At 74.3% G+C, this 24295-nt stretch carries 20 protein-coding genes and 1 pseudogene; 9 read left to right on the top strand and 12 right to left on the bottom strand.

The features are described 5' to 3' along the window. Nucleotides 1-52 precede the first annotated feature (52 nt). Together QFZ71_RS17550 and QFZ71_RS17545 are read right to left on the bottom strand one after the other, a co-directional pair. Entirely contained in the window at nucleotides 53-475 is a 423-nt protein-coding gene (locus tag QFZ71_RS17550; RefSeq protein ID WP_307671495.1) for a DUF2809 domain-containing protein, read from the bottom strand. A 65-nt stretch (nucleotides 476-540) separates the two neighbouring features. Continuing rightward, nucleotides 541-1974: an MFS transporter gene (locus QFZ71_RS17545; protein WP_307669154.1), complete on the bottom strand. Its 1434-nt coding sequence runs from the start codon at nucleotides 1972-1974 to the stop codon at nucleotides 541-543. A gap of 73 nt (nucleotides 1975-2047) precedes the next feature. On the opposite strand from QFZ71_RS17545, the gene QFZ71_RS17540 reads away from it, so the two are divergent. Next, nucleotides 2048-3040 (top strand): GlxA family transcriptional regulator, encoded by a 993-nt coding sequence (locus QFZ71_RS17540; protein WP_307671494.1) that lies wholly within the window; start codon nucleotides 2048-2050, stop codon nucleotides 3038-3040. Nucleotides 3041-3246: 206 nt separating this feature from the next. Here QFZ71_RS17540 and QFZ71_RS17535 read toward each other — a convergent pair whose 3' ends face one another. Both QFZ71_RS17535 and QFZ71_RS17530 read right to left on the bottom strand, forming a co-directional pair. Continuing rightward, nucleotides 3247-3756: an ATP-binding protein gene (locus QFZ71_RS17535; protein ID WP_307669153.1), complete on the bottom strand. Its 510-nt coding sequence runs from the start codon at nucleotides 3754-3756 to the stop codon at nucleotides 3247-3249. 1077 nt (nucleotides 3757-4833) lie between these two features. Further along, entirely contained in the window at nucleotides 4834-5355 is a 522-nt protein-coding gene (locus tag QFZ71_RS17530) for an EF-hand domain-containing protein (protein ID WP_307669152.1), read from the bottom strand. Between the two features lie 133 nt (nucleotides 5356-5488). Here QFZ71_RS17530 and QFZ71_RS17525 point away from each other — a divergent pair, with 133 nt between their 5' ends. Next, nucleotides 5489-5866 carry a hypothetical protein gene (locus QFZ71_RS17525; protein WP_307669151.1) on the top strand — a complete coding sequence of 126 codons (378 nt, stop codon included), beginning with the start codon at nucleotides 5489-5491 and terminating at the stop codon, nucleotides 5864-5866. A gap of 29 nt (nucleotides 5867-5895) precedes the next feature. On the opposite strand, the gene QFZ71_RS17520 is transcribed toward QFZ71_RS17525, so the two are convergent. Next, nucleotides 5896-6270 carry an STAS domain-containing protein gene (locus QFZ71_RS17520; RefSeq protein ID WP_307669150.1) on the bottom strand — a complete coding sequence of 125 codons (375 nt, stop codon included), beginning with the start codon at nucleotides 6268-6270 and terminating at the stop codon, nucleotides 5896-5898. A 336-nt stretch (nucleotides 6271-6606) separates the two neighbouring features. Here QFZ71_RS17520 and QFZ71_RS17515 point away from each other — a divergent pair, with 336 nt between their 5' ends. Both QFZ71_RS17515 and QFZ71_RS17510 read left to right on the top strand, forming a co-directional pair. After that, nucleotides 6607-7200, top strand: a complete 594-nt coding sequence (locus QFZ71_RS17515) for an RNA polymerase sigma factor (protein ID WP_307669149.1) — start codon at nucleotides 6607-6609, stop codon at nucleotides 7198-7200. Then, nucleotides 7197-8723: a maleylpyruvate isomerase N-terminal domain-containing protein gene (locus tag QFZ71_RS17510; RefSeq protein ID WP_307669148.1), complete on the top strand. Its 1527-nt coding sequence runs from the start codon at nucleotides 7197-7199 to the stop codon at nucleotides 8721-8723. Before QFZ71_RS17515 ends, QFZ71_RS17510 begins: the two co-directional genes overlap by 4 nt. Nucleotides 8724-8738: 15 nt before the next feature. Here QFZ71_RS17510 and purU read toward each other — a convergent pair whose 3' ends face one another. Together purU and QFZ71_RS17500 are read right to left on the bottom strand one after the other, a co-directional pair. Then, complete coding sequence (gene purU, locus QFZ71_RS17505; protein ID WP_307669147.1) at nucleotides 8739-9641, bottom strand: formyltetrahydrofolate deformylase; 903 nt, start codon at nucleotides 9639-9641, stop codon at nucleotides 8739-8741. Between the two features lie 28 nt (nucleotides 9642-9669). After that, entirely contained in the window at nucleotides 9670-10116 is a 447-nt protein-coding gene (locus tag QFZ71_RS17500; RefSeq protein ID WP_307671493.1) for a hypothetical protein, read from the bottom strand. Nucleotides 10117-10290: 174 nt separating this feature from the next. Here QFZ71_RS17500 and QFZ71_RS17495 point away from each other — a divergent pair, with 174 nt between their 5' ends. Next, entirely contained in the window at nucleotides 10291-11559 is a 1269-nt protein-coding gene (locus QFZ71_RS17495; RefSeq protein WP_307669146.1) for an ABC transporter substrate-binding protein, read from the top strand. Between the two features lie 226 nt (nucleotides 11560-11785). Here QFZ71_RS17495 and QFZ71_RS17490 read toward each other — a convergent pair whose 3' ends face one another. Beyond that, nucleotides 11786-13453 carry a hypothetical protein gene (locus QFZ71_RS17490; protein WP_307669145.1) on the bottom strand — a complete coding sequence of 556 codons (1668 nt, stop codon included), beginning with the start codon at nucleotides 13451-13453 and terminating at the stop codon, nucleotides 11786-11788. A 169-nt stretch (nucleotides 13454-13622) separates the two neighbouring features. Beyond that, a complete protein-coding gene (locus QFZ71_RS17485) occupies nucleotides 13623-15005 on the bottom strand; it encodes a transcriptional regulator (RefSeq protein ID WP_307669144.1) in 1383 nt (460 codons plus the stop codon). A gap of 309 nt (nucleotides 15006-15314) precedes the next feature. On the opposite strand from QFZ71_RS17485, the gene QFZ71_RS17480 reads away from it, so the two are divergent. From QFZ71_RS17480 to QFZ71_RS17470, 3 genes and pseudogenes are all read left to right on the top strand, one after another. Further along, nucleotides 15315-15980 carry a bifunctional DNA primase/polymerase gene (locus tag QFZ71_RS17480; protein WP_307669143.1) on the top strand — a complete coding sequence of 222 codons (666 nt, stop codon included), beginning with the start codon at nucleotides 15315-15317 and terminating at the stop codon, nucleotides 15978-15980. Nucleotides 15981-16050: 70 nt separating this feature from the next. Then, nucleotides 16051-16695 (top strand): annotated as a pseudogene (locus tag QFZ71_RS17475) (ABC transporter ATP-binding protein); the annotation flags it as partial. 183 nt (nucleotides 16696-16878) lie between these two features. Beyond that, a complete protein-coding gene (locus tag QFZ71_RS17470) occupies nucleotides 16879-18516 on the top strand; it encodes a transporter (protein WP_307671492.1) in 1638 nt (545 codons plus the stop codon). Between the two features lie 92 nt (nucleotides 18517-18608). On the opposite strand, the gene QFZ71_RS17465 is transcribed toward QFZ71_RS17470, so the two are convergent. After that, nucleotides 18609-19529 (bottom strand): alpha/beta fold hydrolase, encoded by a 921-nt coding sequence (locus tag QFZ71_RS17465; protein ID WP_307669142.1) that lies wholly within the window; start codon nucleotides 19527-19529, stop codon nucleotides 18609-18611. A gap of 989 nt (nucleotides 19530-20518) precedes the next feature. Beyond that, entirely contained in the window at nucleotides 20519-21211 is a 693-nt protein-coding gene (locus QFZ71_RS17460) for a metal-dependent transcriptional regulator (protein ID WP_307669141.1), read from the bottom strand. Between the two features lie 221 nt (nucleotides 21212-21432). On the opposite strand from QFZ71_RS17460, the gene QFZ71_RS17455 reads away from it, so the two are divergent. After that, nucleotides 21433-22188, top strand: a complete 756-nt coding sequence (locus tag QFZ71_RS17455) for an SIS domain-containing protein (protein WP_307669140.1) — start codon at nucleotides 21433-21435, stop codon at nucleotides 22186-22188. 121 nt (nucleotides 22189-22309) lie between these two features. On the opposite strand, the gene QFZ71_RS17450 is transcribed toward QFZ71_RS17455, so the two are convergent. Continuing rightward, nucleotides 22310-23734, bottom strand: coding sequence for a PAS domain-containing protein (locus QFZ71_RS17450; protein ID WP_307669139.1), 1425 nt, complete (start codon nucleotides 23732-23734; stop codon nucleotides 22310-22312). Between the last annotated feature and the right edge of the window lie 561 nt (nucleotides 23735-24295).

Below are 24295 nucleotides of genomic sequence, written 5' to 3'. Positions count from 1 at the left end.
CGCCGACGAAGCGGTCAGCGGGGCGGAGGGCCGGCCCCGGCCGAGGAAGCGGTCAGCGGGGCCGGGGGTACACGGCGGAAGAGGCGGTGGCACGCCGCCGGGCCCCCGCGTGGACGGACCCGGCGGCCGCAGCGCCCACCGCGTACCAGAACAGGTCCGGGGCGTTGAAGGTCGAGCCGAGCACCAGGCGGGCCGCCGCGCTGTGCGCCGACAGCTCCGCCGGTACGCCGGTGAGCTGGGCGAACTCCACCGCCCAACTCAGGCCCAGTGCCGTGGAGGCCACCACGAGGGGCCGCGCGCGGGGCGCGCAGAGGGTGACGAGCGTGCAGAGCAGCACCGTGTAGAGCGCGCTCCCCGCGCACTTGGCGAAGGCCCCGTCCGCCCCGGCGCGCACGGCGAGACCCGCGGCGACGGTGACGACGGCCGCCACCGCCGCGAGCACCCGGACCCGGACCGTACGGGCTCCGGGGATCAGCGCCGCGGGCGCACCCGGCCCGACCGTGCCGCCCCCGGCCTCGCGCCTCCGGCACGTACGGGCCCTCACGCGAGCCCCGCCCGCTTCAGCCGCCGGATCGGCCGGGCCCCCAGCAGCACCACCACGACCCCCATGTTGACCACGGCCGCCGCCACCAGCAGCTCCGGCGCACCCACCGCCTCGGCCACCGGGCCGGCCAGGGCACGGCCCGCCGCGACCATCAGGAGCGAGCCCGCCACATCGTAGGCGTGCAGCCGGTTCAGGGCCTCCGGCGGGACGTGCGTCTGGACCGTCGTGGACCACATCACCAGCCAGAACGCGGCCGCCCCGCCCGCCAGGAGCTGTCCCGCCGCCAGCACCGGCAGCGGCATCCCCAGTGCCAGCACCAGCAGGCTCACCGCCACCAGCGGCAGCGCGACCGCCCCCGCCGCCAACGGGTGGGCCGGGCGCAGCCGCAGGGCGAGGAGGCCGCCGACGACGCTGCCCGCGCCGTTCACCGCCATCAGCATCCCGTACGCCCCCGAGCCGTGCCCCTCGGTGACCAGGACGGCGGTCAGCGGGAGCATCGGGCCGAGGACCGCGAAGCCGTACACCGTCCAGACCGCGATCACGCCCCACAGCCAGGACCGGGCCCGGAACTCCCGCCAGCCGTCCACCAGTTCGGCGACGAACGTGCCGCGTGCCGCGTCGTCGTGCGGGGCCGGAGCCAGCCGCATCAGGAAGAGGCAGATCCCGGAGACGGCGAAGGTGGTCGCGTTCGCCGCGTAGACCGCCCCGGCGCTGGCGATCCCCACGAGCGCCCCCGCGAACGCCGGGCCCGCCATGGCCATCAGCGCCTCGGAGACCCGCAGGACGGCATTGGCGCGCTGGACATCGGCCGAGACGCGCGGCACGGTCGAGGCGACGCCGGGCTGGAAGAGCGCCGCGCCGACGCCGGCCACCGAGCTGAGCGCGTACACCACCCACAGGGGCGGGTTGCCGGTCGCAAAGGCGACGGCCAGGACGGCGGCGCCGCCCCATCGCAGGACGTCGGCGATGATCATCATGCGGCGCGGGGTGAACCGGTCCGCGAGGACTCCGCCGAACAGGACGAACACCGCGAGCGGCCCCATCCAGGCGGCGAGCGCGAAGCCGACCGACGAGGCGGGCCGCCCCGCGCCCAGCAGCCCGGCGGTGAGGGCCACCGGGATCATGCCGTCACCGAAGAGCGCGACCGTACGGGCCACGAAGAAGTAGCGGAAGTTGCGGTTCCAGAGCCCCGCGCCACCGGGCCGGTCCGGGCCGAGCGGCGGCAGGGCGGGGCCGGGGGCGGCGACGGGCGGCCCCGGAGGCGCGGCGGACAGGCCGTGCGGCCCGCGCGGGGCCGGGGCCGGGCGCGAACTCGACCGCGGACTCCGCCCCGGGGCCGAGGCCGGGGCCGGACTCCGCCTCGGGTCCGGGGACGTACGGGTGTCGCACGCGGCGTCGGAAAGGGGCGCGGGCTCTGTCGGCTTCTCCATCACATCGCTAACCTGTATCAGCTCATGGTCTATACCACTACGGGATTTATCCGTGCTCTTCGAGGAGGCCGTCGTGCCGCACCGCGTCGTCGTCCTGGCCCTTGACGGACTGCTCCCCTTCGAACTGGGCATCCCCCAGCGGATCTTCGGCCGGTCCTTCGGCGCCGCGCCGGGTCGCGCCGCCGGGAAGCTGTACGACGTGGTGACCTGCTCGGTCCGCCCGCCGGGCCCGGTCCGGACCGACGCGGACTTCTCGATCCTCGTGGAGCACGGGCCCGAGGCGCTGGCCACCGCCGACACGGTGGTCGTCCCCGCCTCCTACGAACTGGGCCCGGTCTTCGAGGAGGGCCGGCTCACCGAGGAGCTGACCGCCGCGTTCGCCCTGGTCCGGCCCGGCACGCGGATGGTCTCCATCTGCACCGGGAGCTACGTCCTCGCGGCGGCCGGGTATCTCGACGGCCGGCCCGCCACCACGCACTGGTCCTGCGCCGACCACTTCCAGCGGACGTTCCCGCGGGTCCGGGTGGACCCGGACGTCCTGTTCATCGACGACGGCGACGTGCTGAGCTCGGCCGGGGTCGCCGCCGGGATCGACCTCTGCCTGCATCTGGTGCGGCGCGACCACGGGACGGCCGTGGCGAACGAGATCGCCCGGCGCACCGTCGTCCCCCCGCACCGGGACGGCGGGCAGGCCCAGTACATACAACGCCCGCTCCCCGAGCCGCGGTTCGCGTCCACCACCACCGCCAGATCCTGGGCACTGGCCCGGCTGGAGCGGCCGATCCTGCTGAAGGACATGGCGGAGCAGGAGGCGATGAGCGTACGGACGTTCACGCGCCGCTTCCGTGAGGAGGTCGGGATCAGCCCTGGCCAGTGGCTCACCCGACAACGGGTGGAGCGGGCGCGGCACCTGCTGGAGTCGACGGACCTCTCCATCGACCAGGTGGCCCGCGACGCGGGCTTCGGCACGGCGACCTCGCTGCGCCAGCACCTCCAGGCTGCCCTGGGCGTGCCGCCGACCGTCTACCGGCGCACGTTCCGCACCTCGGCGGAGACCACGGCCTGATCGGCCGACCGGCCGGACCCCGGCCCCGGGGTCCGGCCGGTCGTCGGACCCCCGGCGCCCGGGGTCCGGCCGGTCGCCGGGTCCGGGCCTCACCCCGGGGTCCGGCCGGTCGCCGGGTCCGGCCTCGTGCGGCCGGGCGGGGTGCGGAACCCGTCCCGGTCAACGGACCGGAGACGGGAGGCAGTTCGCCCGGCACCCCCGAAGGCTCAAGCCAGGTTGTCGGTGAACAGGCACACGGGCGGCTCGCAGGACTCGCCCGCCCGACCACCCGCGCCGACGACCGGGGGCGGGCCCGGCACCCGCACCGGGCCGCCGCGGTCCACCTCGCACCAGATCTGCTTCCCGCGCCCCTCCGGCAGCCAGCCCCAGCGGTCCGCGAGCCCATCCACCAGTTCCAGGCCCCGGCCGTTCGTGTCCTCGCCCTCCGCGTGCCGCTGGAGCGGCGGGCGGTCACTGGCGTCCGCGACCTCGACCCGGACCGTCCCGGCCCCGCCGGACGCCCCGGTGGAGCCGAAGAGCATCCGCAGCACGGCGGGACATCCCGTGTGGACGACGGCGTTGGTGACCAGCTCCGAGATCAGCAGGATGAGCGTCTCGGCGAGCGGCTCGTCCTCCCCTATCCCGGACCCGGCCAGACGCGACCGCGCCCACCGACGGGCCCGCCCCACCTCTGCGGGATCCGGACCGACCTCCAGCTGAACCTGAAGCACCTGCACCGCTCACACCATCCGAACCGGCGGACACATCGCCTCGCGCCTCCTCAGGGTCACGGAACGTGATTCCCTTACGCGACAGCATGGTTGACGTACAGTCACCGCAACAAGCGCTTCGGGCATATTCCAGCGCGAAGGAGTACGCGTGGTGCATACTGTGCGACGCACGCTGCGGGGAGTCGAACAGGAGCGCGCAGAGACCGCGGGAAACGCTCTTCGGGCAGGCCCGGCACAGCTCCGGCGAGAGCCCTCGCCCAGGACCGGAGCCGCCGCACAGGCCGCCCCCGGATCGCCCGGTTCCAGAACCACTCGCATCCCACGGAGCGTACCCGAGCCGGGCCCCGACTCCACCCGGTGACGAATCAGGCGAAGGGCACAAGGCGGTATCGGCACCGGGCGGATGCGCTGCGTCACGCTCCGGCCCCAGCCTGCGGATTTCCCGGACGGTACGCCGTCGAGCTGCCGGAACGCGGCCGCGCGGCCTCCCGGTCCGGCGGCCGGCTCCCCCTCCGCGCGGGTCCTCGTGGGCCGCCCGCAGCCCGGAACCGGGCGCGTTCCGGAGGGAGGTGAACATCTGCCTCCCAGGTGAAGCCCTGCCCGCCGTGGCTCCGGAGGCGGTCACGGGCGGCGCGGACGGCGGCCTCGCCGCCGGGCGGCACGGCCGCCGCGGCCCTCACCGCGCCCCCCGGTAGCGGCGGCCCCGCCCCCGGCGGCACGGGCCGGTCCGGTGGCGGCGGGCGGGTCGGCGCAGCGGTGTTCGACCGCCCGGAACGCTCCGATGACCGATCCGAACTCCTGGCGCCGCCCGGCGTGTTGAACGGCCGTACCGGCGGTCCGGGTGGCGTTGCGGGGTGGTTCGGTGGCGCGAGGGGCGCGGTCTCGTACCGGAGCCGCCCCGCGTACGCCAGAGTGCGCGCCCGCGCGGGGCAGCCGGACACCGGCCCCGGCGTACGGTGCGGTCCGGGGCCGCGGGGCCGGGCTCCCCCGCCGGCGGGGGATGCGGCGGGGCGAGCGGGTCCACGGAGCGTACGGACGGCGGCACGGGGACGGTCGCCGCCCCCGTAACACCCTGACCGGTGACTACGCGTCGGGCTCGATCACCGTGAAGTACACGGCGAACGCCGCCACCACATCGCTCTCCGCGACCTTGCCGTCCCGGTCCGTGTCCAGGCTCTGGGCGGCGACGCCCGCGATCTCGGCGCTGGCCCCGAGGACCCGGAGCGCCCGCTCCACGTCTGCCACCGCCGCTCTGCCGTCGTTCCCCCCGTCGGCGACCGCGATGGCCGCCCGCAGGAAGGGACGGGCGATCTCGGCGAACCGCTCGGGACTGTCCCGGAGCCGCTTCACCGCCCCGCCCACGAACTCCTCACGGGTGACCCGCTGGTCCCCGTCCACATCGGCGATCCCCGCCATGCCCTGCCAGAAGGCCTCGGCGCCGGTGTAGAGAGCCTGCCCCTTGTCGCAGCGGGCCGTCGTACCGAACTCGGTGAGCAGACGGGCGGCCGCGGCGTTGAAATCGGCGCGATCGATGTAGCCGTTGCCGTCCTGGTCGAAGGCGGCGAAGCGGTGCGCGATCTTGCGCTCGTACTCTGCGCTGTCCATGCGGGGAGCGTACGTCGCCCGGAGCCCCCACGTGTCACCGCGGAGCGCATCCTCTGTGACAACCTCGCATCACCGGGCCCGCCGAGCCGGCGGCGCGGCCCCGCTCACCGCCACGGAAACCGAGGTACGGCCCATGACGCGCACCGATACCGACGCCGCCGCCGCGTGGAGCCGCTCCCTCAGCGCCCTCTTCGGCGAAGGAATGTTCGCCGCCGTGGGTGCCCGGCGGCGCGATGACCGGCGGCTGGACGCCCTCGACGTCATGCGCCTGACGACGGGAGACCCGCGTGGCTGGTCGCGGCGGATCTCCGCCGCGGGAGTGCTCCCGGGAAGGTTCGGGGCGGACGCCGTCCTGTTCACCGACGCGGTGACGGCCCGCACCGACCCGCACGTCGACATGTTCCACCGGGACGGGGTGTACGAGGGGTTCACCGGTCACGTCATGGACTGCGGCGTCATCGCCGTCTCCGCGACGGAGGTCGGCGTCTTCCGGGCCTTCTCGACCGACTGACGACCGCCCCGCCGGCCGGCCGGCGGTGGTCAGGCGCTCAGCGGCCTGCACTCCTCGTCGGCAGCGGACCGGGCGTCCGGGTAGACGTCGAAGAGACGGCGCACGCCGAGGGCGCCGAGCACCTTGTTGACGTGCGAGCCGTCCTCCGCGCCCCGCGCCGGGAGGATCAGCCGCAGCCGGCCGCCGCAGGACTTCATCAGGCGGCGCGACGCGATCAGCACGCCGACGCCGCTGGAGTCGCAGAAGAACACCTCGGACAGATCCAGCACCACATCGTGACGGCCCTCCGCCACCGCGTCGTGGACGGACTGCCGTACGACGGGTGAGGACACCAGATCCAGTTCGCCGCTCATGCGCAGCACGGTCCAGGAGCCCTGCTCCGCCTCGTCCACAGTGAGCGTCACGCGACTGGACCTCTCGTTCCGGGGCTTCCGGAGATGATCCGGAAGTTGCCGTTCCTCCTCGCGGCTGCCCAACCGCACCCCCATGAAACACCGACACGCCCGCAGAGGCCCAGGAGGTTTCCGGCGGTAAGGCGCACTTCGGCCCGTTTTCGCTGATCAGAACGGCCGAGGAGGCATCCCGGCCGAAAATCGACTACCGTCGTCGGCCATATGCGGCAGTGGGACGGATAGGGCAAAGCCGCGTGCGCCGTTCGCCCGGCGGACTACATTCGGTCCGCACGGGCACGGGCAGGATGGATCACGGAGCTGGGCGACAGGCCGGGGGCTGGGGGGTTCATGGCGAAGGACACGGCACCCCGCTGGGACCGCAGGATGCAGCAGAGGCTGGCCCGCGGGGAGGCGGCGGCGCTCGGTGAGCTGTACGACCGGTTCGCCGCGCTCGTCCACAGCCAGGCGCACCTCATGCTGGACGACGAGGACGCGGCCGGCCTGGTGACCCGCGAGGTCTTCGCCCAGATCTGGGAGAGCCCCGAGGAGTACGACCCGAAGCAGGGCTCGATGCGTGCCTGGGTGGCCCACCTCACCCACCGCCGGTCGGTCCGGCGTCTGCGCACCTCCGCGGCCACCTCCTACGCGGCGGAGCACGGCGAGGACACGGCGCCCGACCCCGACGAGGTGGAACAGCGGGTGCGCAACGCCACGGCCGCGGCCCGTGCCGACTACATCGTCGCCTCCATGCCCGCACCGCTGCGGCAGGCCCTGAAGCTGGCGTACGTCGACCGCCGTGACTACCGGCAGGCCGCCGCCGAGCTCGGGGTCACCGAGGACGAGGCGCGCCGCCGGCTCCGCCTCGGACTCCAGCTGCTCTCCACGGCGAACGCCCGCCCGCTCGAAGGGTCCGCGCCACCCGGTTACGGACGGATCCGGTGAGCGGCGACGGGCGCGCGAGCGAAGGCGACGACGAAGGCGTCCGCGGCGCCCGCCGGATACCGGGCCCCCGCGGGGCGGCGGACGACCTCGACCTGGCGTCCGTACCGCTCCCTCCCCTGCCGCCGCCAGGCGCAGGCACCCCCGACGAGGCCGTGCCGGAACAGGCCGCTCCGGACGAGCCCGCGCAGGCCCGCCGGGACGCCTCGGGCCGGGACGCCTCGGACGGGACCGTGTCGGACACACCCGCGCCGGTCGATCCGGAGGCTTCGGACGTCACCACCTCGCAGGAGGCCTCCGCCATGGACGCGGCCGAGGGACACCGGCGCGAGGCCCGCCGTGCCCTGCGGGCGCCCGGTCCGGACGACGTTGCGGCGGGGCCCCCGCCGGAGCGCGTACCGCAGCCGTTCATGACCACCGGGCCGGTCCTCCCCCACCGCGATCTCCAGGCCCTCCTCGGCGCCTGGGCGCTGTCCGTGTGCTCGGCCGAGGAGACCGCCGCCGTGGAGGACCACCTCACCGTATGCGCCCCGTGCGCGGGCGAGGCGGTGCGGCTGCGACAGGCGGTGGGGCTGCTGCACAGCGACGGCTCCCTGGACCTCGACCCCGCCCTGCGCTCCCGCGTGGTGGACGGCTGCCTGAGCCGCAGGCCCGCCCTGATCCCGATACCGGAGTGGGCCGCCCCGTACGACGCCGAGACCGCCCGTCTCGACGCGCTGCTGCGCGACATCGGGGACGCCGACTGGCACGCGCCGGTGCGGCTGCGGTGGTTCGAGAAGGAGCGCGAGGCCGAGCGCAGCACCACGGTCGCCGGGGTGATCCGCCACCTGACGGCGGTCGACGGGCTGCTGTCCGCCGCGCTCGGCCTCGACGACCCGCTCGGCGGCGGCCGGACGCCGCCGGACCCGACCGCACGCACCGAGGCGTACTGGTCCGCGATGGGACCGCCGCCCACGCGGGCCGTCCGCGAGCCCTGGCGGGCGCAGAGCCACGAGGTGATCCGCACGGCCTCCTTCGCCGAGCGGAACGGCACCGAGACCACCGTCTCCTACGGGGCCTTCGCCCTGCCGCTCCAGGACGCCGCCGTGGACCGGGCCTTCGAGTGCTGGGTGCACGGCGGGGACATCGCCGACGCGGTCGACTACCCGTACTCCGCCCCGTCGCCGGCCCACCTGCACCTGATGATCGACCTGGCGGCCCGGATGCTCCCGGCCGCCGTCGCGGCACGCCGCCGCGCCGGGCTGGCCGGGCCCGCGCGGGACCTGGTCACGGCCGGGGAGCCGGGCCGCTCGCTCCATCTGGAGATCGAGGGCCACGGCGGAGGCGACTGGTACATCGCCCTGGACTCACCGGCCGCCCTCGGCTCGCGGGACCGCGCGGTGGCGCAGGTGGCCCTGGACGGCGTGGAGTTCTGCCGGCTCCTCGCGGGCCACATCTCGCCGGTGGACGCGGCGGCGGGCCAGGAGGGCGACCGGGAGGCCATCCGCGACGTGCTGTTCGCGACGGCCTCGCTCAGCCGGCTGTAGAGCCCGGCCGGAGCGCTACGCGAAGACGACCGTACGGCGGCCGTTGAGCAGGATGCGCCGCTCCGCGTGCCACTTCACCGCACGCGCCAGCGCCTGGCACTCGACGTCCCGGCCGATGGCGACCAGCTGGTCCGGGGTCACCTCGTGGCCGACGCGCTCGACCTCCTGCTCGATGATCGGGCCCTCGTCGAGGTCGGCGGTGACGTAGTGGGCGGTCGCGCCGATCAGCTTCACCCCGCGCGCGTGCGCCTGGTGGTAGGGCTTGGCGCCCTTGAAGCTCGGCAGGAACGAGTGGTGGATGTTGATGATCCGGCCGCTGAGCCGCTTGCACAGGTCGTCGGAGAGCACCTGCATGTAGCGGGCCAGGACGACCAGCTCGACGTCCTCCTCACGGACCAGCTCCAGCAGCGCCGCCTCCGCCTCCGGCTTGTTCTCCTTGGTCACCGGGAGGTGCCGGAAGGGGATGCCGTACGAGGCGACGAGCTCGGCGAAGTCCGTGTGGTTGGAGACGACGGCCGCGATCTCGACCGGCAGCGCGCCGGTGCGCGAGCGGAACAGGAGGTCGTTGAGGCAGTGGCCGAACCTGCTGACCATGAGCACGATCCGCATGCGCTCCGCCGACCGGTGGATCTGCCACTCCATCCCGAAGGCGTCCCCGATCGCGGCGAAGCTGGCGCGCAGCTTGTCCACCGTGACGCCGGCGTCCGCCGAGAAGTGGACGCGCATGAAGAACAGACCCGTGTCGTGGTCCCCGAACTGCTGGCTGTCCTCGATGTTGCAGCCGGTCATGAAGAGGTAGCTCGACACGGCGTGCACGATGCCCTGTTTGTCCGGGCAGGAGAGCGTGAGGACGTACTGCTCGGTCGCGGCGGCGGCGTCCGAGGGGGCGACGGAGGGGGCGGGCTGCGGCACGGTCATCCCCGTAGGGTGCCACACCCCACGGAGGCTAGGCGGCCCTGGTCATGATGCGGATGACGTCCAGCGAGTGCGGCGGTATGTCCGGGTTGTCCGCGTCGTTGGTGGCGAGCATCACATGGGCCTCGCGCGCCGCGTGGACGGCCTCGGCCCATCCGTGGTGCTCCAGATAGGCGGAGACGGGGGCGTCCGCGCCGACCTGGTGCATGATCCGCAGCACCCGGAGGGCGGCGGCGTCCACGGCGGCGGCCTCGGCGGAGTCCCTGAATATGGTGCCGATGTACTTCTCGGCGGACCAGTTGTCGAGCCAGGTGTCCTCGACCAGCCGGTACACGGCGTCGGTGACGTCCCCGTACCCTTCCTGGCCGGTCAGCCAGCACTCGCGGTGGAAGGCGGGGTCGGAGAGCATGTGCAGCGCCGAGCGCACGTTGGTGCGCCAGCGCCACCACGGCATGTCAGTGAGCGGCATGCCGCCCATGGTGGAGGAGCGACGGCCGCGACGGGAAGAGTTCTCCGAACCTTGCTGCACGGTCGTCGATCGTACGTTCCTTCACCGCACCTCCGCACAGGCCCCCGCAATTCACCTCGCCGTCACCGAGCGTTGAGGGTCGCACACCACGCCGTTACCCGCGAGGCGGAACAGTCGTGGTCCATGACCGGACGGCGACGCCCCACCTTCACCCGCCCCTTGCCGGGCGTCATCAGCGCGACGGCGACGGCGGTGCTGCTGTCCGGGTGTGGCGTGCTCCCTGGAGCCTCGGGGGGATCCAGGGAGCCCGTCACGGTGATGACGTGGGCGCCCGACCGCTCGGAGGACATCAACGCGGTGAAGATGGCCGGGGTCCCCGCGATGGCGCAGACGTACGCCCGCTGGGTCAACGACACCGGCGGCATCGACGGCCGGGAGCTGCGGGTGGTCGTCTGCGACGAGGCCGACACCTCGATCGGCGCGGAGCGGTGCGCGCGGGAGGCCGTCGAGAGGAAGGTGGCCGCCGTCGTCGGCTCGTACAGCCGTCACGGCCAGAGCTTCATGCCCGCGCTGGAGGCGGGCGGCGTCCCGTACATCGGGGGCTACGGGGCCTCCCCCGAGGAGTTCAGCAGCTATGTCTCGTACCCCGTCAACGGCGGCCAGCCGGCCCTGCTGGCGGGCCACGGGCGGCAGTTGGGCCGCAGCTGCGAGCGGGTCTCGCTGGTGCGGCCCGACTCGATCGGCGGCGACGGGATGCCGCCGCTCCTGAACAACGGGCTGCTCGCCGCCGACCGGCCCGCCTCCACCGACATCGTGGCCCCGCTGGACGCCACGTCCTACGACGAGCAGGCCGCCCGGGCGCTGCGGCGGTCCGGCGACGGCTGTGTGACGGCGGTGCTCGGCGCCCGTACGGAGACGTTCTTCGACTCCTTCCGCCGGCTGGAGCCGGACGGCGGGCGGGTCAGGATCTCCTCCGTGCTCGGCAGCGTCAGCCAGCCGCTCATCAACCGCACGGGCGGCCGGAACAGCCCGTTCGAGGGCGCGTACGTCACCGGCTGGTACCCGGACGCGAAGAACCCGCGCTGGAAGCAGATGCGCGACGTGGTCACGGAGTACGCCTTCGGGGACAACCGCATCGACCCGGACGACACCGCCGTGCAGACGACGTGGATCGCGTACACGGCGCTGCGGGCCGCCGTCCGGGCGGTCGGCGACGAGGACGTCACGCCGGGCCGGGTCACCGCCGCCCTCAACCGGGGCGTCGAGGTCGACACCGGTGGCCTCACCCCGACGCTCCGCTGGCGCTTCAAGGACCTGGTCGGCACGTCGAGCTACCCCCGCATCGTCAACACGAAGGTGACGTTCCAGGTGGTCCGGGACGGCCGTCTCACCGCCCAGAAGAAGGGCTTCGTCGACGTCCAGGAAGCCCTGACGGACGCCCCGCGCGGCTAGGACCTCCCGCGCGGATCATGCCGGGCTCGCGGGCCCGGCACGGCAGCCTCGCGGCGCGCGCGACGCCCGTCGGCACGGCGCCGGACCGCTCGGGGGCGGGAGCAGTGCCCGCCGGACCGCTCGGGGCGGAAGCGGTGCCCACCGGGCCCCACGGGAGCGGGGGCAGTGCCCGCCGGGCCGCTCGGGGGCGGGCCCGTCAGGCCCCGCCCCCGCTCCCGCGCCCGTCCTAGAGCTCGGTGTAGGCGTGCTGGGTGAGGCCGTACTTCCCCGCGATCGTGTTCCAGAGCCTCGACGCCTCGCGCTTGGCCCGGGTGGCCACCCCGCTCTGCTGGTTGGCCTTGGCCGTCTCGTTCGTCGACCGGGCCTGGCCGCCCTTGCAGACGGACTTGTTCTTCTGGGCCTGCCGCGCCCACGTGGCGTAGTGCTCGTCGGCCGCCGCCGACGCCTTCCAGGCCCGGTTCAGCGCGGCGACCAGCTCCGCCTGCTGCGGCAGCTTGTCCACGCTCAGCCCGCCGAGCCGGGTCACCAGGTCGCGGCGCTGCTGGGCGGCCCCCCGGAGATCGGTGTTCGCCCGGTCCAGATCCTTGCAGGACTTGATCTTCTCCACCGCGCTGATCACCGCTGCCCGGCTGTTGTTGCTGTCGGCCAGCAGCTTGTCCAGCGCCTCGGCCTGCGGCTTGGCCGGGTCGGGCGGCGCGGCCTCGGTGGTGGGGGCGGTGGCCTGCGAACTCTGCGAGGCCACCGGCTGCTTGTCGTCGCCGGAGCCGTCGCCACCGCTCATCAGCGCGCCCGCGCCGAGTCCGATGACCGCGCAGCCGACGACGACCGCGGCGATCAGCGGGATGTGCGCGGACCGCCGGCGCGGCGGGGCACCGTCGTGCTGGTCCGCCCCGTCCTGCTCCGCGCGGCCCTGGAAACCCTGGAGCCCGGAGTCGTAGCCGCCGGGCGGCTGCGGCCGGGAACCCTGCTGCTGGTACGGGGGCGGGGCCGGGCGGCCCGCGTCGAACTGGGGCAACTGCTGTGTGGCGCCCGCCGGTTCCTCCGAACGGAACAGGTTGTCGAACTCCGCGGGCGGCTGCCGGTCCTCCGGCGCGCCCGGCCTGATCCCGTACGGGGCCCCACCGGGCACGGGGGGTATGTACTGGGTCGCGTCCGCGTCCCCGCCGCCCGGCCGGGGCGCCACGGGCCCGGTGCCGCCGGGGACGGGCGCGATGTACTGCGTGGCGTCCGCGTCACCGCCGGGAGCCCCCTGGCCGCCCCGGACGCCCTGGCCCCCGTAGCTCCCCGGACCCCCCTGAGCGCCCGTCCCGGCCTCCGGCGGCAAGGGCTGCGCGTGCGGCAACGGCTGGGACGGCGCCGGGTCGTGCTGCTGGTGCCGGTGTTGCTGCTGGGGGTACTGCGGGTCGTACGGCGACGGAGGCTGCGGGGCGTGCTGCTGAGGCTGCTGGTACGCACCAGGCTGCTGGGCCTGCTGGTACGCCCCCGGCTGCGGGTACCCCTCCGAGGCCCCCGGCCGCCCGTACGCCTCCTGGCCCCCCGACTGCTGCGCGGGAGGGAGGGGCTGCGCCTGCGGGTAACCGTAGCCCCCTGGCGGCTGCTGGCCCGGCTGCGGATAGCCGTAACCCCCTTGGGGCTGCCGACCCGGCTGCACCTGCGGATAGCCGTAACCCCCCGGCGGCGGCTGGCCCGGCTGCGCCTGCGGCGCGGCAGACTGCGGACCCCACTGCTGCCCCCACGGCTGCCCGCCGGCGGGCGCCGCCTGCTCGCCCTGGCCGGACGCCCCCGGCACCCAGGGGGCTCCGCCGTCGGCGGGCAGCACGACACCCTCGTGCGCGGGTCGTGCGGCGGGGAGCTGTTGCTCGCCGCCCTGTTCGCCCTGTCCGCTCTGCGTCACCGGGACTCCTACGTGTGAACCTACGGAATCGTCGGCTCACGCTATCGGGTGGCCGCCCGCCTCCGCCAAGCGCGTGGTGCCCCGCACCACCCCTTCACAGGGCGCGTAACACCCCGCGGACCCACGACGCTGTTAAAGGCCCGGCCGGCGCCGGCGACCACCTCTCCCCTCACGCCGGCTGGAGCTCCAGGCGCTCGCCGAACTCCCGTACCGCGGGCTCCTCACCGAAGGGCGTGAGCCGCTGCTGGAGATCGTCGAGGTATTCGGCGCCCCGGCTGGAGCGCACCGTCGCCAGCAGCTCCATCGCCCTCGTCCCCGTGTGGCAGGCCCGCTCCACCTCGCGCTGCTGCACCTGCGCCGAGGCCAGCAGCACCAGGGCGATGCCCCGGCGCCGGGCACGCGTCTCCGGCAGCGCGGCCAGCGCCTCCTTGGCCCGCCGTGCGGCCTCGTGCGCCTGCCCCAGGTCCCGGTGACAGTGGGCCAGTTCGTCCGCGAGGTACCCCGCGTCGAAGTGCCGGATCCAGACCGGGTCGTCACCGGTGTCCGGGTCGGCCTGCTCCAGCGCGGCGACCGCGCGCCCCGCCACCGCGTGGCAGGTCCGGGCGTCCCCGAGCAGCGCGTGGCCGCGGGCCTCCGCCGCGTAGAACATCGCGCGGGCGCGGGGCGTGACCTGCCCCCGCGCTCCTTCCTGGGCGGCGCGGGCCAGCTGGGCGATCTCGCGGGGGTTGCCGAGCTGGGCGGCGAGGTGGCTCATCGACGCGGCGAGCACGTAGCCGCCGTACGCGCGGTCGCCCGCCGCCTGCGCGAGCCGCAGCGCCTGGATGTAGTAGCGCTGGGCGAGGCCCGGTTGACCGGTGTCGACGGCCATGTACCCGCCCAGCTCGGTGAGTCGGGCGACCGCGGCGAACAGCTGCCGCCCCACCTGTTCGCGGTACGAACCCGACAGCAGGCCGGACACGACGCTGTTGAGGTAGTGCACGAGCACCGGCCGCACGTGGCCGCTGCCGAAGCGGTGGTCGAGGTCGGTCAGGGACGCGGTCATCGCCCGCACCGCCTCGACGTCGGCCATCCCGACCCGTGCCCCCGCCGTCCGCTCGACCTGCGCGTCCGGGCCCGAGATCAGCCAGTCCCGGCTGGGCTCGACCAGCGCGGACGCGGCGACCGCCGACCCGGTCAGCAGGTCGCGGCGTCCCACGTCGCTGCGCCACAGCTCGCAGACCTGCTCGACGGCCCCGGCGACGGTCGGCGCGTACTGGAGACCGACGCCGGACGCCAGGTTCTTGCCGTCGGCCATGCCGATCTCGTCGATCGTGACCGTCCGGCCGAGCTTGCGGCCCAGGGCCTCGGCGATGACCCCCGGCGCCCGGCCGCGCGGCTGCTGTCCGCGCAACCAGCGGGCCACGGAGGTCTTGTCGTAGCGCAGATCGAGTCCGCGCTCGGCCCCGACCATGTTCACGCGGCGCGCGAGGCCCGCGTTGGAACAGGCGGCCTCCTGGATGAGCGTCTGGAGCCGTTCGTTGGGCTGGCGGGCTACGAGAGGCCTTGCAGCCATATGTCCCCCTGAAACATCGGTTATGTGCAGTGATCGGTGGAAGGGATCACTGCCCGGCACATACACAAGAAATGCGCATATCCCTTCGGCATTCGGTACGGACCCGGCGCGTCGCACGACGGCACGGGTCCGGGGCGGACCCGGCCGCGGCCCTGGGGGTGGTTACCCGCACGTGGCCGTCCCGCCTCCTGCGCGCCCCCGTCCGTGCACCGATGCGCCCCGCGTGTGGGGGCGGTGCGCCGGTCCCCGGTTCAGGCCAGGCCGTAACCCCTGGTGACGACGGCAGTTGTGCTGATCGTGGATGAGCCCATGGGAGTCACGGAAGCCGCGCAGGTCCCCCAGCAGCGGAGCGAGCCGCTGCTCGACGCCGCGGTGCGCTATGCGGAGGAGCGTCACTGGGACGTGTTCCCCGGCGCCTGGCTGGAGGTGGTGGGCGGCGTCGAGCGGTGCTCGTGCGGCGACACCGGCTGCGCCCTGCCCGGCGCCCACGCGGACCGGCCGGACTGGGCGGGCCGGGCCACCGGCAGCGGGGCGGCGGCCCGGCGGATGTGGACGCGGCAGCCCCGCTCCTCGGTGCTGCTGCCGACCGGGCGCGCCTTCGACGCGCTGGAGGTCCCGGAGTCCGCGGGCTTCCTGGCGCTGGCCCGGATGGAGCGGATGGACCTGACGCTCGGCCCGGTCACCCGCACCCCCGACCGCCGGATGCTGTTCTTCGTGCAGCCGGGGGCCGCCGCCAAGGTCGCCGACCTGGTACGCGGGCTCGGCTGGAACGCCGAGGCGATCGACCTGGCCGGCCGCGGCGACGGCCATTACGTCGCCGCCCCGCCGACCCGCGTCGGCGGCCGGGGGGCCGTGCAGTGGGCCCGCAGGCCCAACCACGCCAACCGCTGGCTGCCCGAGGTGGGCGAGTTGATCAGCCCGCTGGCGTACGCCTGCGCCCGCGACGCCGCCGACGCCCGCGCCCGGACCGCGTAGGGCCCGCGCCCGCTTCCGGGGCCTTTCGTAGGGTGGTCCCCACCACGTGGGGATATCGAAAGGCTGTGCCATGCCGGACCGGGCGGATGCGCGTACCGAGACAGACGACGACGCGGCGGGCGGCGGCCGGGAGGCGCGGCCCGCCGTCCGCGTCCAGGGGCTGTGGAAGCGGTTCGGGGAGCAGATCGCCGTCGCGGGGATCGATCTGGAACTGCCCGCGGGCAAGTTCATCGGTCTGGTGGGGCCCAACGGGGCGGGCAAGACGACGACGCTCTCGATGGTCACCGGGCTGCTGCGGCCCGACAGGGGGAAGATCGAGGTGGCGGGCCACGACGTGTGGACGGACCCGGTCGAGGTGAAGTCCCGGATCGGCGTGCTGCCGGAGGGGCTGCGCCTGTTCGAGCGGCTGTCCGGACGCGAACTGCTGGCCTACAACGGCCGGTTGCGCGGGCTTCCCGGTGACGAGGTGGACAAACGGGCCACCCAGCTGCTGGACGTGCTGGACCTCGCGGGCTCGCAGCACAAGCTGGTCGTGGACTACTCGACCGGCATGCGGAAGAAGATCGGGCTGGCCGCGGCCCTGCTCCACAACCCCGAAGTCCTGTTCCTGGACGAGCCGTTCGAGGGCGTCGACCCGGTCTCGGCGCAGACCATCCGGGGCGTGCTGGAGCGCTACACCCGGTCCGGGGCGACCGTGGTCTTCTCCAGCCATGTGATGGAGCTGGTCGAGTCGCTGTGCGACTGGGTCGCGGTGATGGCGGCGGGCCGGATCACGGCGCGCGGCACGCTGGAGGAGGTCCGCGGCGACGCGCCCTCGCTCCAGAGCGCCTTCCTCGAACTGGTCGGCGCGGGCGGCCGGGACGCCGGCGATTCCCTCGACTGGCGTGGGCGGCGCCCGATGAGCGTGCTGGACGCCCCGGTCTCCGCGGCCGCCCCGGCCGCGCCGACGACGGGCCTGACCCCGGTCTTCGTACGGCTCAAGCTGACGCTGCTGCGCAACGGGCTGCGGCAGTCCTCCGGACGCAGGGCGGCGTTCATCGCCTCCCTCGTCCTCACCCTGCTGCTCGCGGCGGGCCAGGTGCTCGGCCTGGTGCTGCTGCGCGGCAACGGGCACGCGGGCACCGTCGTGGTGCTGCTCACCGGTGTCGTGGCGCTCGGCTGGGCGGTACTGCCGCTGTTCTTCCCCAGCGGGGACGACACCCTCGACCCGACCCGGCTGGTGATGCTGCCGCTGCGTCCCGAGCCGCTGATCCGGGCCCTGCTGGTCTCCTCGATGATCGGCATCGGCCCGCTGTTCACCCTGTGCCTGGTGGCCGGATCGGTCCTCGCGCTCGCGCACGGGGCGGCGGGCGTGCTGTTCGCGGTGGTCGCGGTCCCGCTGACGATGCTGCTGTGCGTGGCGCTGTCCCGCGCGGTGGCCACGGCCAACGTACGGCTGCTGAACTCCCGCAAGGGCCGTGACCTCGCGGTGCTCAGCGGGCTGGTGATCGCGGTGGGCATCCAGTTCGTCAACTTCGGCGCGCAGCGGCTCGGCCGGGCCGGCGGGCTCTCCACGCTGGACCCGGCGGCGGGCGTGGTGCGCTGGCTGCCCGGCGCCTCCGCCGTTGCGTCGGTGGACGCGGCGTCGGACGGCGCGTACGGGATCGCCGCCGCCCAGCTCCTCGTCACGGCGGCGGCCCTGGCGGCGCTGATGTGGTGGTGGCAGCGGAGTCTGGTGACGCTGATGACCGCGCCGGACGGCTCCACCCTGGCGGCGGCGGAGCCGGCCCGCGCGGAGTCCGGCCGGCGCGGCCTTTCCGCGCTGCTGCCGGAGGGCCGTACGGCGACGGTGATGCAGCGCAGTCTGCGGTACGTGGCACGGGACCCGAAGACCAAGGCGGCCTGGGTGACGGCCCTGGCGGTCGGGGCGATCGTGCCGCTGCTCAACGCCGTCCAGGGAACCGGCTCGGTCTACTTCGCGTGCTTCGCCGCCGGGATGCTCGGCATGCAGATGTACAACCAGTTCGGCCAGGACACCTCGGCCTTCTGGATGGTGGCGCTGACGATCTCCTCGCCCCGTGACGCGTACGTCGAACTGCGGGCGCGGGCGTTCGTCCTGCTGCTGCTCACCCTGCCGTTCACCCTGGTCGTCTGCGTGGTGACGGCAGCGGTGCTCGGTGACTGGCGGTCGCTGCCGGGGGCGCTGGGCCTGTCCTTCGCCCTGCTGAGCGCGATGCTGGCGACGGGGGCGGTGGCCTCGGCGCTGTTCCCGTACTCGATTCCTCAGGAGGGCGCGTTCAAGAACGTGGTGCCGGGGCAGGGCGGACTGGCCTGGATCTCGATCCTCGGCGGGATGGTGGCGGCCGCGCTGCTGGCGTCGCCGGTGATCGCGGCGACGGTCTGGATGCATCTCACGGACCGCCACGACGCGCTGTGGTTCCTGGTGCCGGGCGGACTCGCGTACGGGGTGCTCATCGGGTGGGCGGGGCTGAGGATCGCCGCCCCGCGCACGGCGAACCGGCTGCCGGAGATCCTGACGGCGGTCAGCAAGGGCTGACCCACCCGAGAGCCGCCCGGCCCGGCTCCGGCAGGGGCGTACGGCCACCGGTTCCGGCCCGCGCACGGCCACCGGTCCGGGCCCGCGTACGACTACGGGGCGACCGGCTCGCGGTCGTCCTGGTCGTCGCGGCCGTCCCGGTCGCACCGGTCGTCCTCGGCGAGCTGGTCCAGGAAGGGCTCCACCGCGGCCCGCCAGCCCTCCGGCTGGTCGTAGTGGACGAGGTGGCCCGCGTCCGCGACCTCCGCGTACTGGCCGCGCGGCAGGACCCGAACCATCTCCTGCGCCTCGGCCCGGCCCAGCTCCCCGTCGAGCCCGCGCAGCACCAGGGCGGGGCACCGGACCTGGGTCAGCTCCTCCCAGTGGGCGTCGTAGACCCAGGTGGCACGGGTGTGGAGCATCTGGCGGCGGGAGAAGACGGGCCGCCAGCCGTCCTCCCGCTCGGCCATCACCTCGGCGTAGAACGCTCCGCGCGAGGGGTTGGGCCGCTCCACCCAGGGGTCGTCCTCGCCGAACCACTTCCGTACGTCGGCGAGGGTGGCGAAGGGCAGCGGCCAGGAGTCGAACCAGTCGCTCCACTCACGCTGGGAGGCGGCCCCGAGGGCGGAGGCCCGCATGTCGCAGACGACGAGGGCGCGGACGAGGTCGGGGCGCTTGGCGGCGAGCTGCCAGCCGGTGAGCGCTCCCATGGCGTGGCCGATGACGGTGACCGGGCCGAGCCCGAGCTGTTCGATCGTGGCCTCGGCGTCGGAGACGTAGGCGTCGCGGGTGTACGGGCCGTCGGCGGGCTTGGCGCTGCGACCGTGGCCCCGCTGGTCGAGGCCGACCGCCCGGTGCCGTTCGGAGAGCCAGCGGGCCGTGGGGGCCCAGTGCGAGGCCCGGCCCATCAGTCCGTGCAGCAGTAAGACCCCGGGGGCCCGGTCCGCCTCCGTCCGCCCCTTGGGCGGGTCGGCGAACTCCCATGCCGCGAGGCGTACGCCGTCGGTACCGGTCACATCGATGCGCCGCACCATCGTCCTGGCACCTCCTTCTGGTCCTCGATCACCGTGTGGTCGCACCGTCAGGCTATCGAACTTGTATTCGAAAACGGCGGTTGGCCACCCAACACCCCACGTTCGAGTGACACCGGTCAAGGATTGGTGCCGATCGGTCTGGGGAGATCTTCATCGGGAGGCGGGCCGCTCGGGGACAGGGGCTCGCGGGAACTGACCTTGAGAGCTCGGGGCTCCAGGTCAGCACAGGGGAGGAACGGCCCCGGCGCCCTCGGACGCCGGGGCCGCCCCCTGTCCGGGGACGGTTTCCGCCGGCGTGGACAACGATGGCAGGGGACGGCGCGAGGCCCCGCGCTCCGGAGGGGACGAGGCCCCTCGCACCGGCGGGGGAAATTCCCGCACCACCGGGGACGGCCACCGCGCGGACCGGGAGGACCGGGCCTGCACCGGACGCGACGACGGCGGTCGGACCGGCGGGTATGACGCTGCTCGTGCCGGACGCGACGACGGCGTTCGGATCAGCGGGGACGGCACCGCTCGGACCACCGAGAACGACGCCGCTCGGACCGGCGGACATCAGGGCGCTCGGATTGGTGGGTATCAGGGCGTTCGGACCGGCGGGTATCAGGGCGTTCGGCAGCGCGCCGGGCACCATGCGGTTCGCGTGACGGTACGACGGGCGCATTCCCTGCTCCCTCCCCGACCGTGCCGACCGGAACCGGCCGACACCCTCAGGTCCTCTGTCTGGCCTCAGCCTGGCACGGAGCCGCTCGCCCCGCTGCCCATTCGGACGGGAAATCGGCGCCCGTACATCACGGTTGTGTTGCCGCCGGGCCGGGAACCGCATCGCCGCCGGGCGGCGCACGCGAAGCCGCTCGGCGGCAGCCGCGTGCGCCGCCCGGCGGCGACAGGAGGTAGGTGCCGGACGACAGGACCACGACGCCGGACGGCGGCACCTCGGACAGGGGCGAAAGGGCCTGGCGAGGAGCCTTCGACGCCGACGCCGGACGTCAGCGCTTGGCGACGAAGACGTGCGAGGCGACCTCGGCACCCAGCTCGGCGGCCTCGCCGCTGGAGCCGACCAGCACCCCGCCGGGCGACTCGGTCACGCTGACGACGGCGCCGGGCTGCACCCCGGCCCTGCGCAGCGTGTACATCAGCTGGGCGTCGGTCTGGATCGGCTCCCCGATCCGCCGCACGACCACGGTCTTGCCCTCGGTGCCCGGATCCAGCTCGGCCAGGCTCACCATGGAGTCGTCCAGGAACGGGTCGGCCTCGGCATTCTCGCCCAGCTCCTCCAGGCCCGGAATGGGGTTCCCGTACGGCGACTCCGTCGGGTGGCGCAGCAGCTCCAGCACCCGCCGCTCCACCGCCTCGCTCATCACGTGCTCCCAGCGGCACGCCTCGGCGTGGACCTGCTCCCACTCCAGGCCGATCACGTCCACGAGCAGGCATTCGGCGAGCCGGTGCTTGCGCATGACGCGGGTGGCGAGCCGACGGCCCTCCTCGGTCAGCTCCAGGTGGCGGTCGCCCGCGACCTGGACCAGGCCGTCGCGCTCCATACGGGCCACCGTCTGGCTGACGGTCGGACCGCTCTGGTCCAGCCGTTCGGCGATGCGGGCGCGCATGGGGACGACGCCTTCCTCTTCCAGTTCGAGGATGGTGCGGAGATACATCTCCGTGGTGTCGATCAGTCCGGACATTCGTGCCCCTCGATGCTGTGACTAGAAAACGTCGTGCGATGGCCCTGCCCCAATTCTGACGCATCGCGCCGACAACCGTGCCGCCCGTGTGGCAGACCGGTGGAAGAGGGCACGGGCCCGGCCGCCGGGTGGTATTGACAGCCCACTGGTCCAGACCGCAACGTGATCGGCGGCACCAGCGTTCCCGCCCCGTCCCACCCCCGTCGAGAGGGCTCTCCCCGATGAGCGACAGCAAGCTGGCCGGTCAGTTCTTCGATGCGGCGATCGGCCTGCTGACGCGGGTGCGGGACGAGGAGGCGGAGAACATCGCCGCGGCGGGCGCGGCGATCGCGGACACCGTCGAAGCGGGCGGGCGGCTCTTCACCTGCGGCGCGGGCCACTCCTCCCTTCCCGCCCAGGACGTCGTCTACCGCGCGGGCGGCCTCGCCCTGATGAACCTGCTCGCCGTGCCCGGCGCGGTCGGCGTGGACGTCATGCCCGCCACGCTCGGCTCGGCGCTGGAGCGGGTGGACGGGCTCGCCTCGGCCGTCCTGGACTCCAGCCCGGCCACCGCCGGGGACCTGCTGGTGATCATCTCGCTCTCCGGGCGCAACGCCCTGCCGGTCGAGATGGCGCAGAACGCCCGCGCGCTCGGGCTGAAGGTCATCGGCGTGACCTCCGTCGCGTACGCGGAGAACACCCGGTCCCGGCACGCGTCGGGCGGCTTCCTGCGGGACCACTGCGACATCGTCCTCGACAGCAAGATCGCGATCGGCGACGCGGAACTGACGGCCCCCGGCGTGGACGCCCCCTTCGCCCCCGCCTCGACCGTGGTGACCAGTGCGATCATGCAGGCGATGCTGGCGGCCGCCGTGGAGCGGCTGGTGGCCCGCGGCATCGAGCCGCCCATGCTGCGCTCGGGGAACGTCGACGGGGGCCACGAGTGGAACGGCCGGATCATGACGGAGTACCGGGACCGGATCTTCTACCGCCACTGAGGCGCGCCCCGCCCCTGAGGCGCCTTCCGTCGCCGAGCGGGGTCCGGCCGGCCCGCCGGACCCCGGGACGACCGGGGGACCGGGGTGCTGGCCGCCCGGCAGCCCCCCTACCGGGCGCCCCCTACCGGCTGTCCGCCGTCGCCCGCGCCAGGTCCACCGCTCCCGCGACCCGTGCCGCGACCGTCTCCGCGTACGCCGTGTCGGTACGTTCGAACGCGGCCCGGTTCGCCGCGCGCAGGAATGTCAGCACGCCCAGCGTCCGCCCCCGGCTCCGGAGCACCGCGCAGAGCGCGTGCGCCGCGTCCCGCGGCCAGCGGCGCTCCACCGCCCAGGCGGCCGGGTCGGCGGCCCCGGTGGCCCCGCTCGTCCGGACCGTTCCGGTGCGCTCGACCGCCTGGAGGGCCGGGTGGCCGGGGGCGTACCGGGCGGGGATCGCACCCCCGGAGACCGGCAGGCAGGGGCCGGGGGCGTCGAAAGGCGTGGCGGCCGTACGGACCAGGCGCTCACCCGCCACCAGGTCGATCAGAACGTGGTCCGCGAACCCGGCGAGCGCGAAGTCCAGCAGGGAGGTCGCCGCCTCCATCGGGTCCTCGCACTCGGAGGCCGTACGGGCGGCCCGGTGGAGCTGGCTCGTCCGGAACCGCAGCCGGTCGGCCTCCTGTTCGGCGAGCTTGGCGGCGGTGACGTCCCGGAACAGCCACCCCACCCCGAGCGGAACCGGTTCTTCCGTCAGGGGCGACGCCAGTCGCAGGAACCCGCTGCGCCAGCACCGCCGACGCTCGCCCTCGGCCGTCCGCAGGGTCACCCACAGCTCGGCCGGGGCGCTCGGGGCGCCCTCGGCGAGCACATGGTGGAGGGCCGCCTCCACCTCCTCGACGCCCTGGACCACCAGGTCGCCGAGCGGACGGCCGAGGAGGCGGGTACGGCTGCCGCCGAGCGCGCGGGCGGCGTACGCGTTGACCACCGTGGGGCGCAGGTCCACATCTACGAGGACCACGCCCCAGGACGCGTCCTCCAGCAGCGCCTCGCTCAGCGCGATGGCCCGCTCCAGGTCGATCTGGGCGTGCACCTCGCTGAACGCGCAGTAGACCCCGGCCGGTCGCCCGTCCGCGCCGCGCACCCCTGCGGACTGGGTCCGCACCAGGACCCGGCCGCCGTCCTTGCGCAGCAGCGCGAACTCGTGCACCTGCCGCCCCGGCGCGTCCATGGCCGACATCAGCCGGTCCCGCACCTCGTCCGCGTCGGCCCTGCGCACCGCCCAGCCGGCGAAGCCGCTCCGGCCCACGGCCTCCTCGGCCGTCCATCCCAGGACGCGTTCGGCCTCGCGGTTCCAGTGGGTGACGGTGCCGGCCGCGTCGAACGCGCAGAGCGCGGCGTCCATGCCGTCGAGCAGGGCCGCCAGCAGCTCGGACCCGGCGGGCGGACAGGGGAGCCCGTCCTCCCCCGCCGGGGGTCCGGGAATCGTGGAGCGCCCCGGTGGCCCGCCTCCGGAGTCCTCGTCCGGCCCGATCTCGTCGGTGGTCCCACTGCTCCTGGAAGCACCCACTCCGCACCCCCCGCAGAACGTGTCGGCCGTCGCGCAGAACGTCCCGGCCGTTTCCCCACGCGTCGCCGCGTGGATTGCCGCACGTCAGACCATTCAACTCGAACGTGACCCAGCACACATCACCTTTCGGCGAAATGATTTTCCGGAGCGGTGGCTTCCGATGCATTCACGCCACCGGGCCCCCTCGCCGGACCGCGCCGGACCCCTCACCGGTCCGCACCGGACCCGGACCGGACCGGCGGAGCGGCCGCCGGATAAATCGTTTGAACCCCGATCGGGGCCGGTTCTACGCTGGTGGCACACAGGAAAGGAGGTGTTCCGGAAGTGATTTCTCTTCGGACTCGTGAGGTGGCTGCGGGCTGACGCCCGTCGTCGCACTCTTGTGCAGTGCATGGCCGGACGCCGGCCAATTCCCAGCAGTCACCGACCCGCAGGCTCGCCGGTAAGTCCGGCCGGCTCCTCTGTGCACGGAGGGCCCAGAGCCTGCGGGTTTCTGCGTTGTACGGGCCGGGAGCCCTGGAGCGCCGGAACGGCGTACGGGCGGGAGCCCTGGAGCGCCGG

Source organism: Streptomyces sp. V2I9 (assembly GCF_030817475.1).
In the GTDB taxonomy this organism is placed as follows: domain Bacteria; phylum Actinomycetota; class Actinomycetes; order Streptomycetales; family Streptomycetaceae; genus Streptomyces.
The sequence above is the reverse complement of the archived record's forward strand: the minus strand, read 5'-3'. Positions and strand labels throughout refer to the sequence as shown.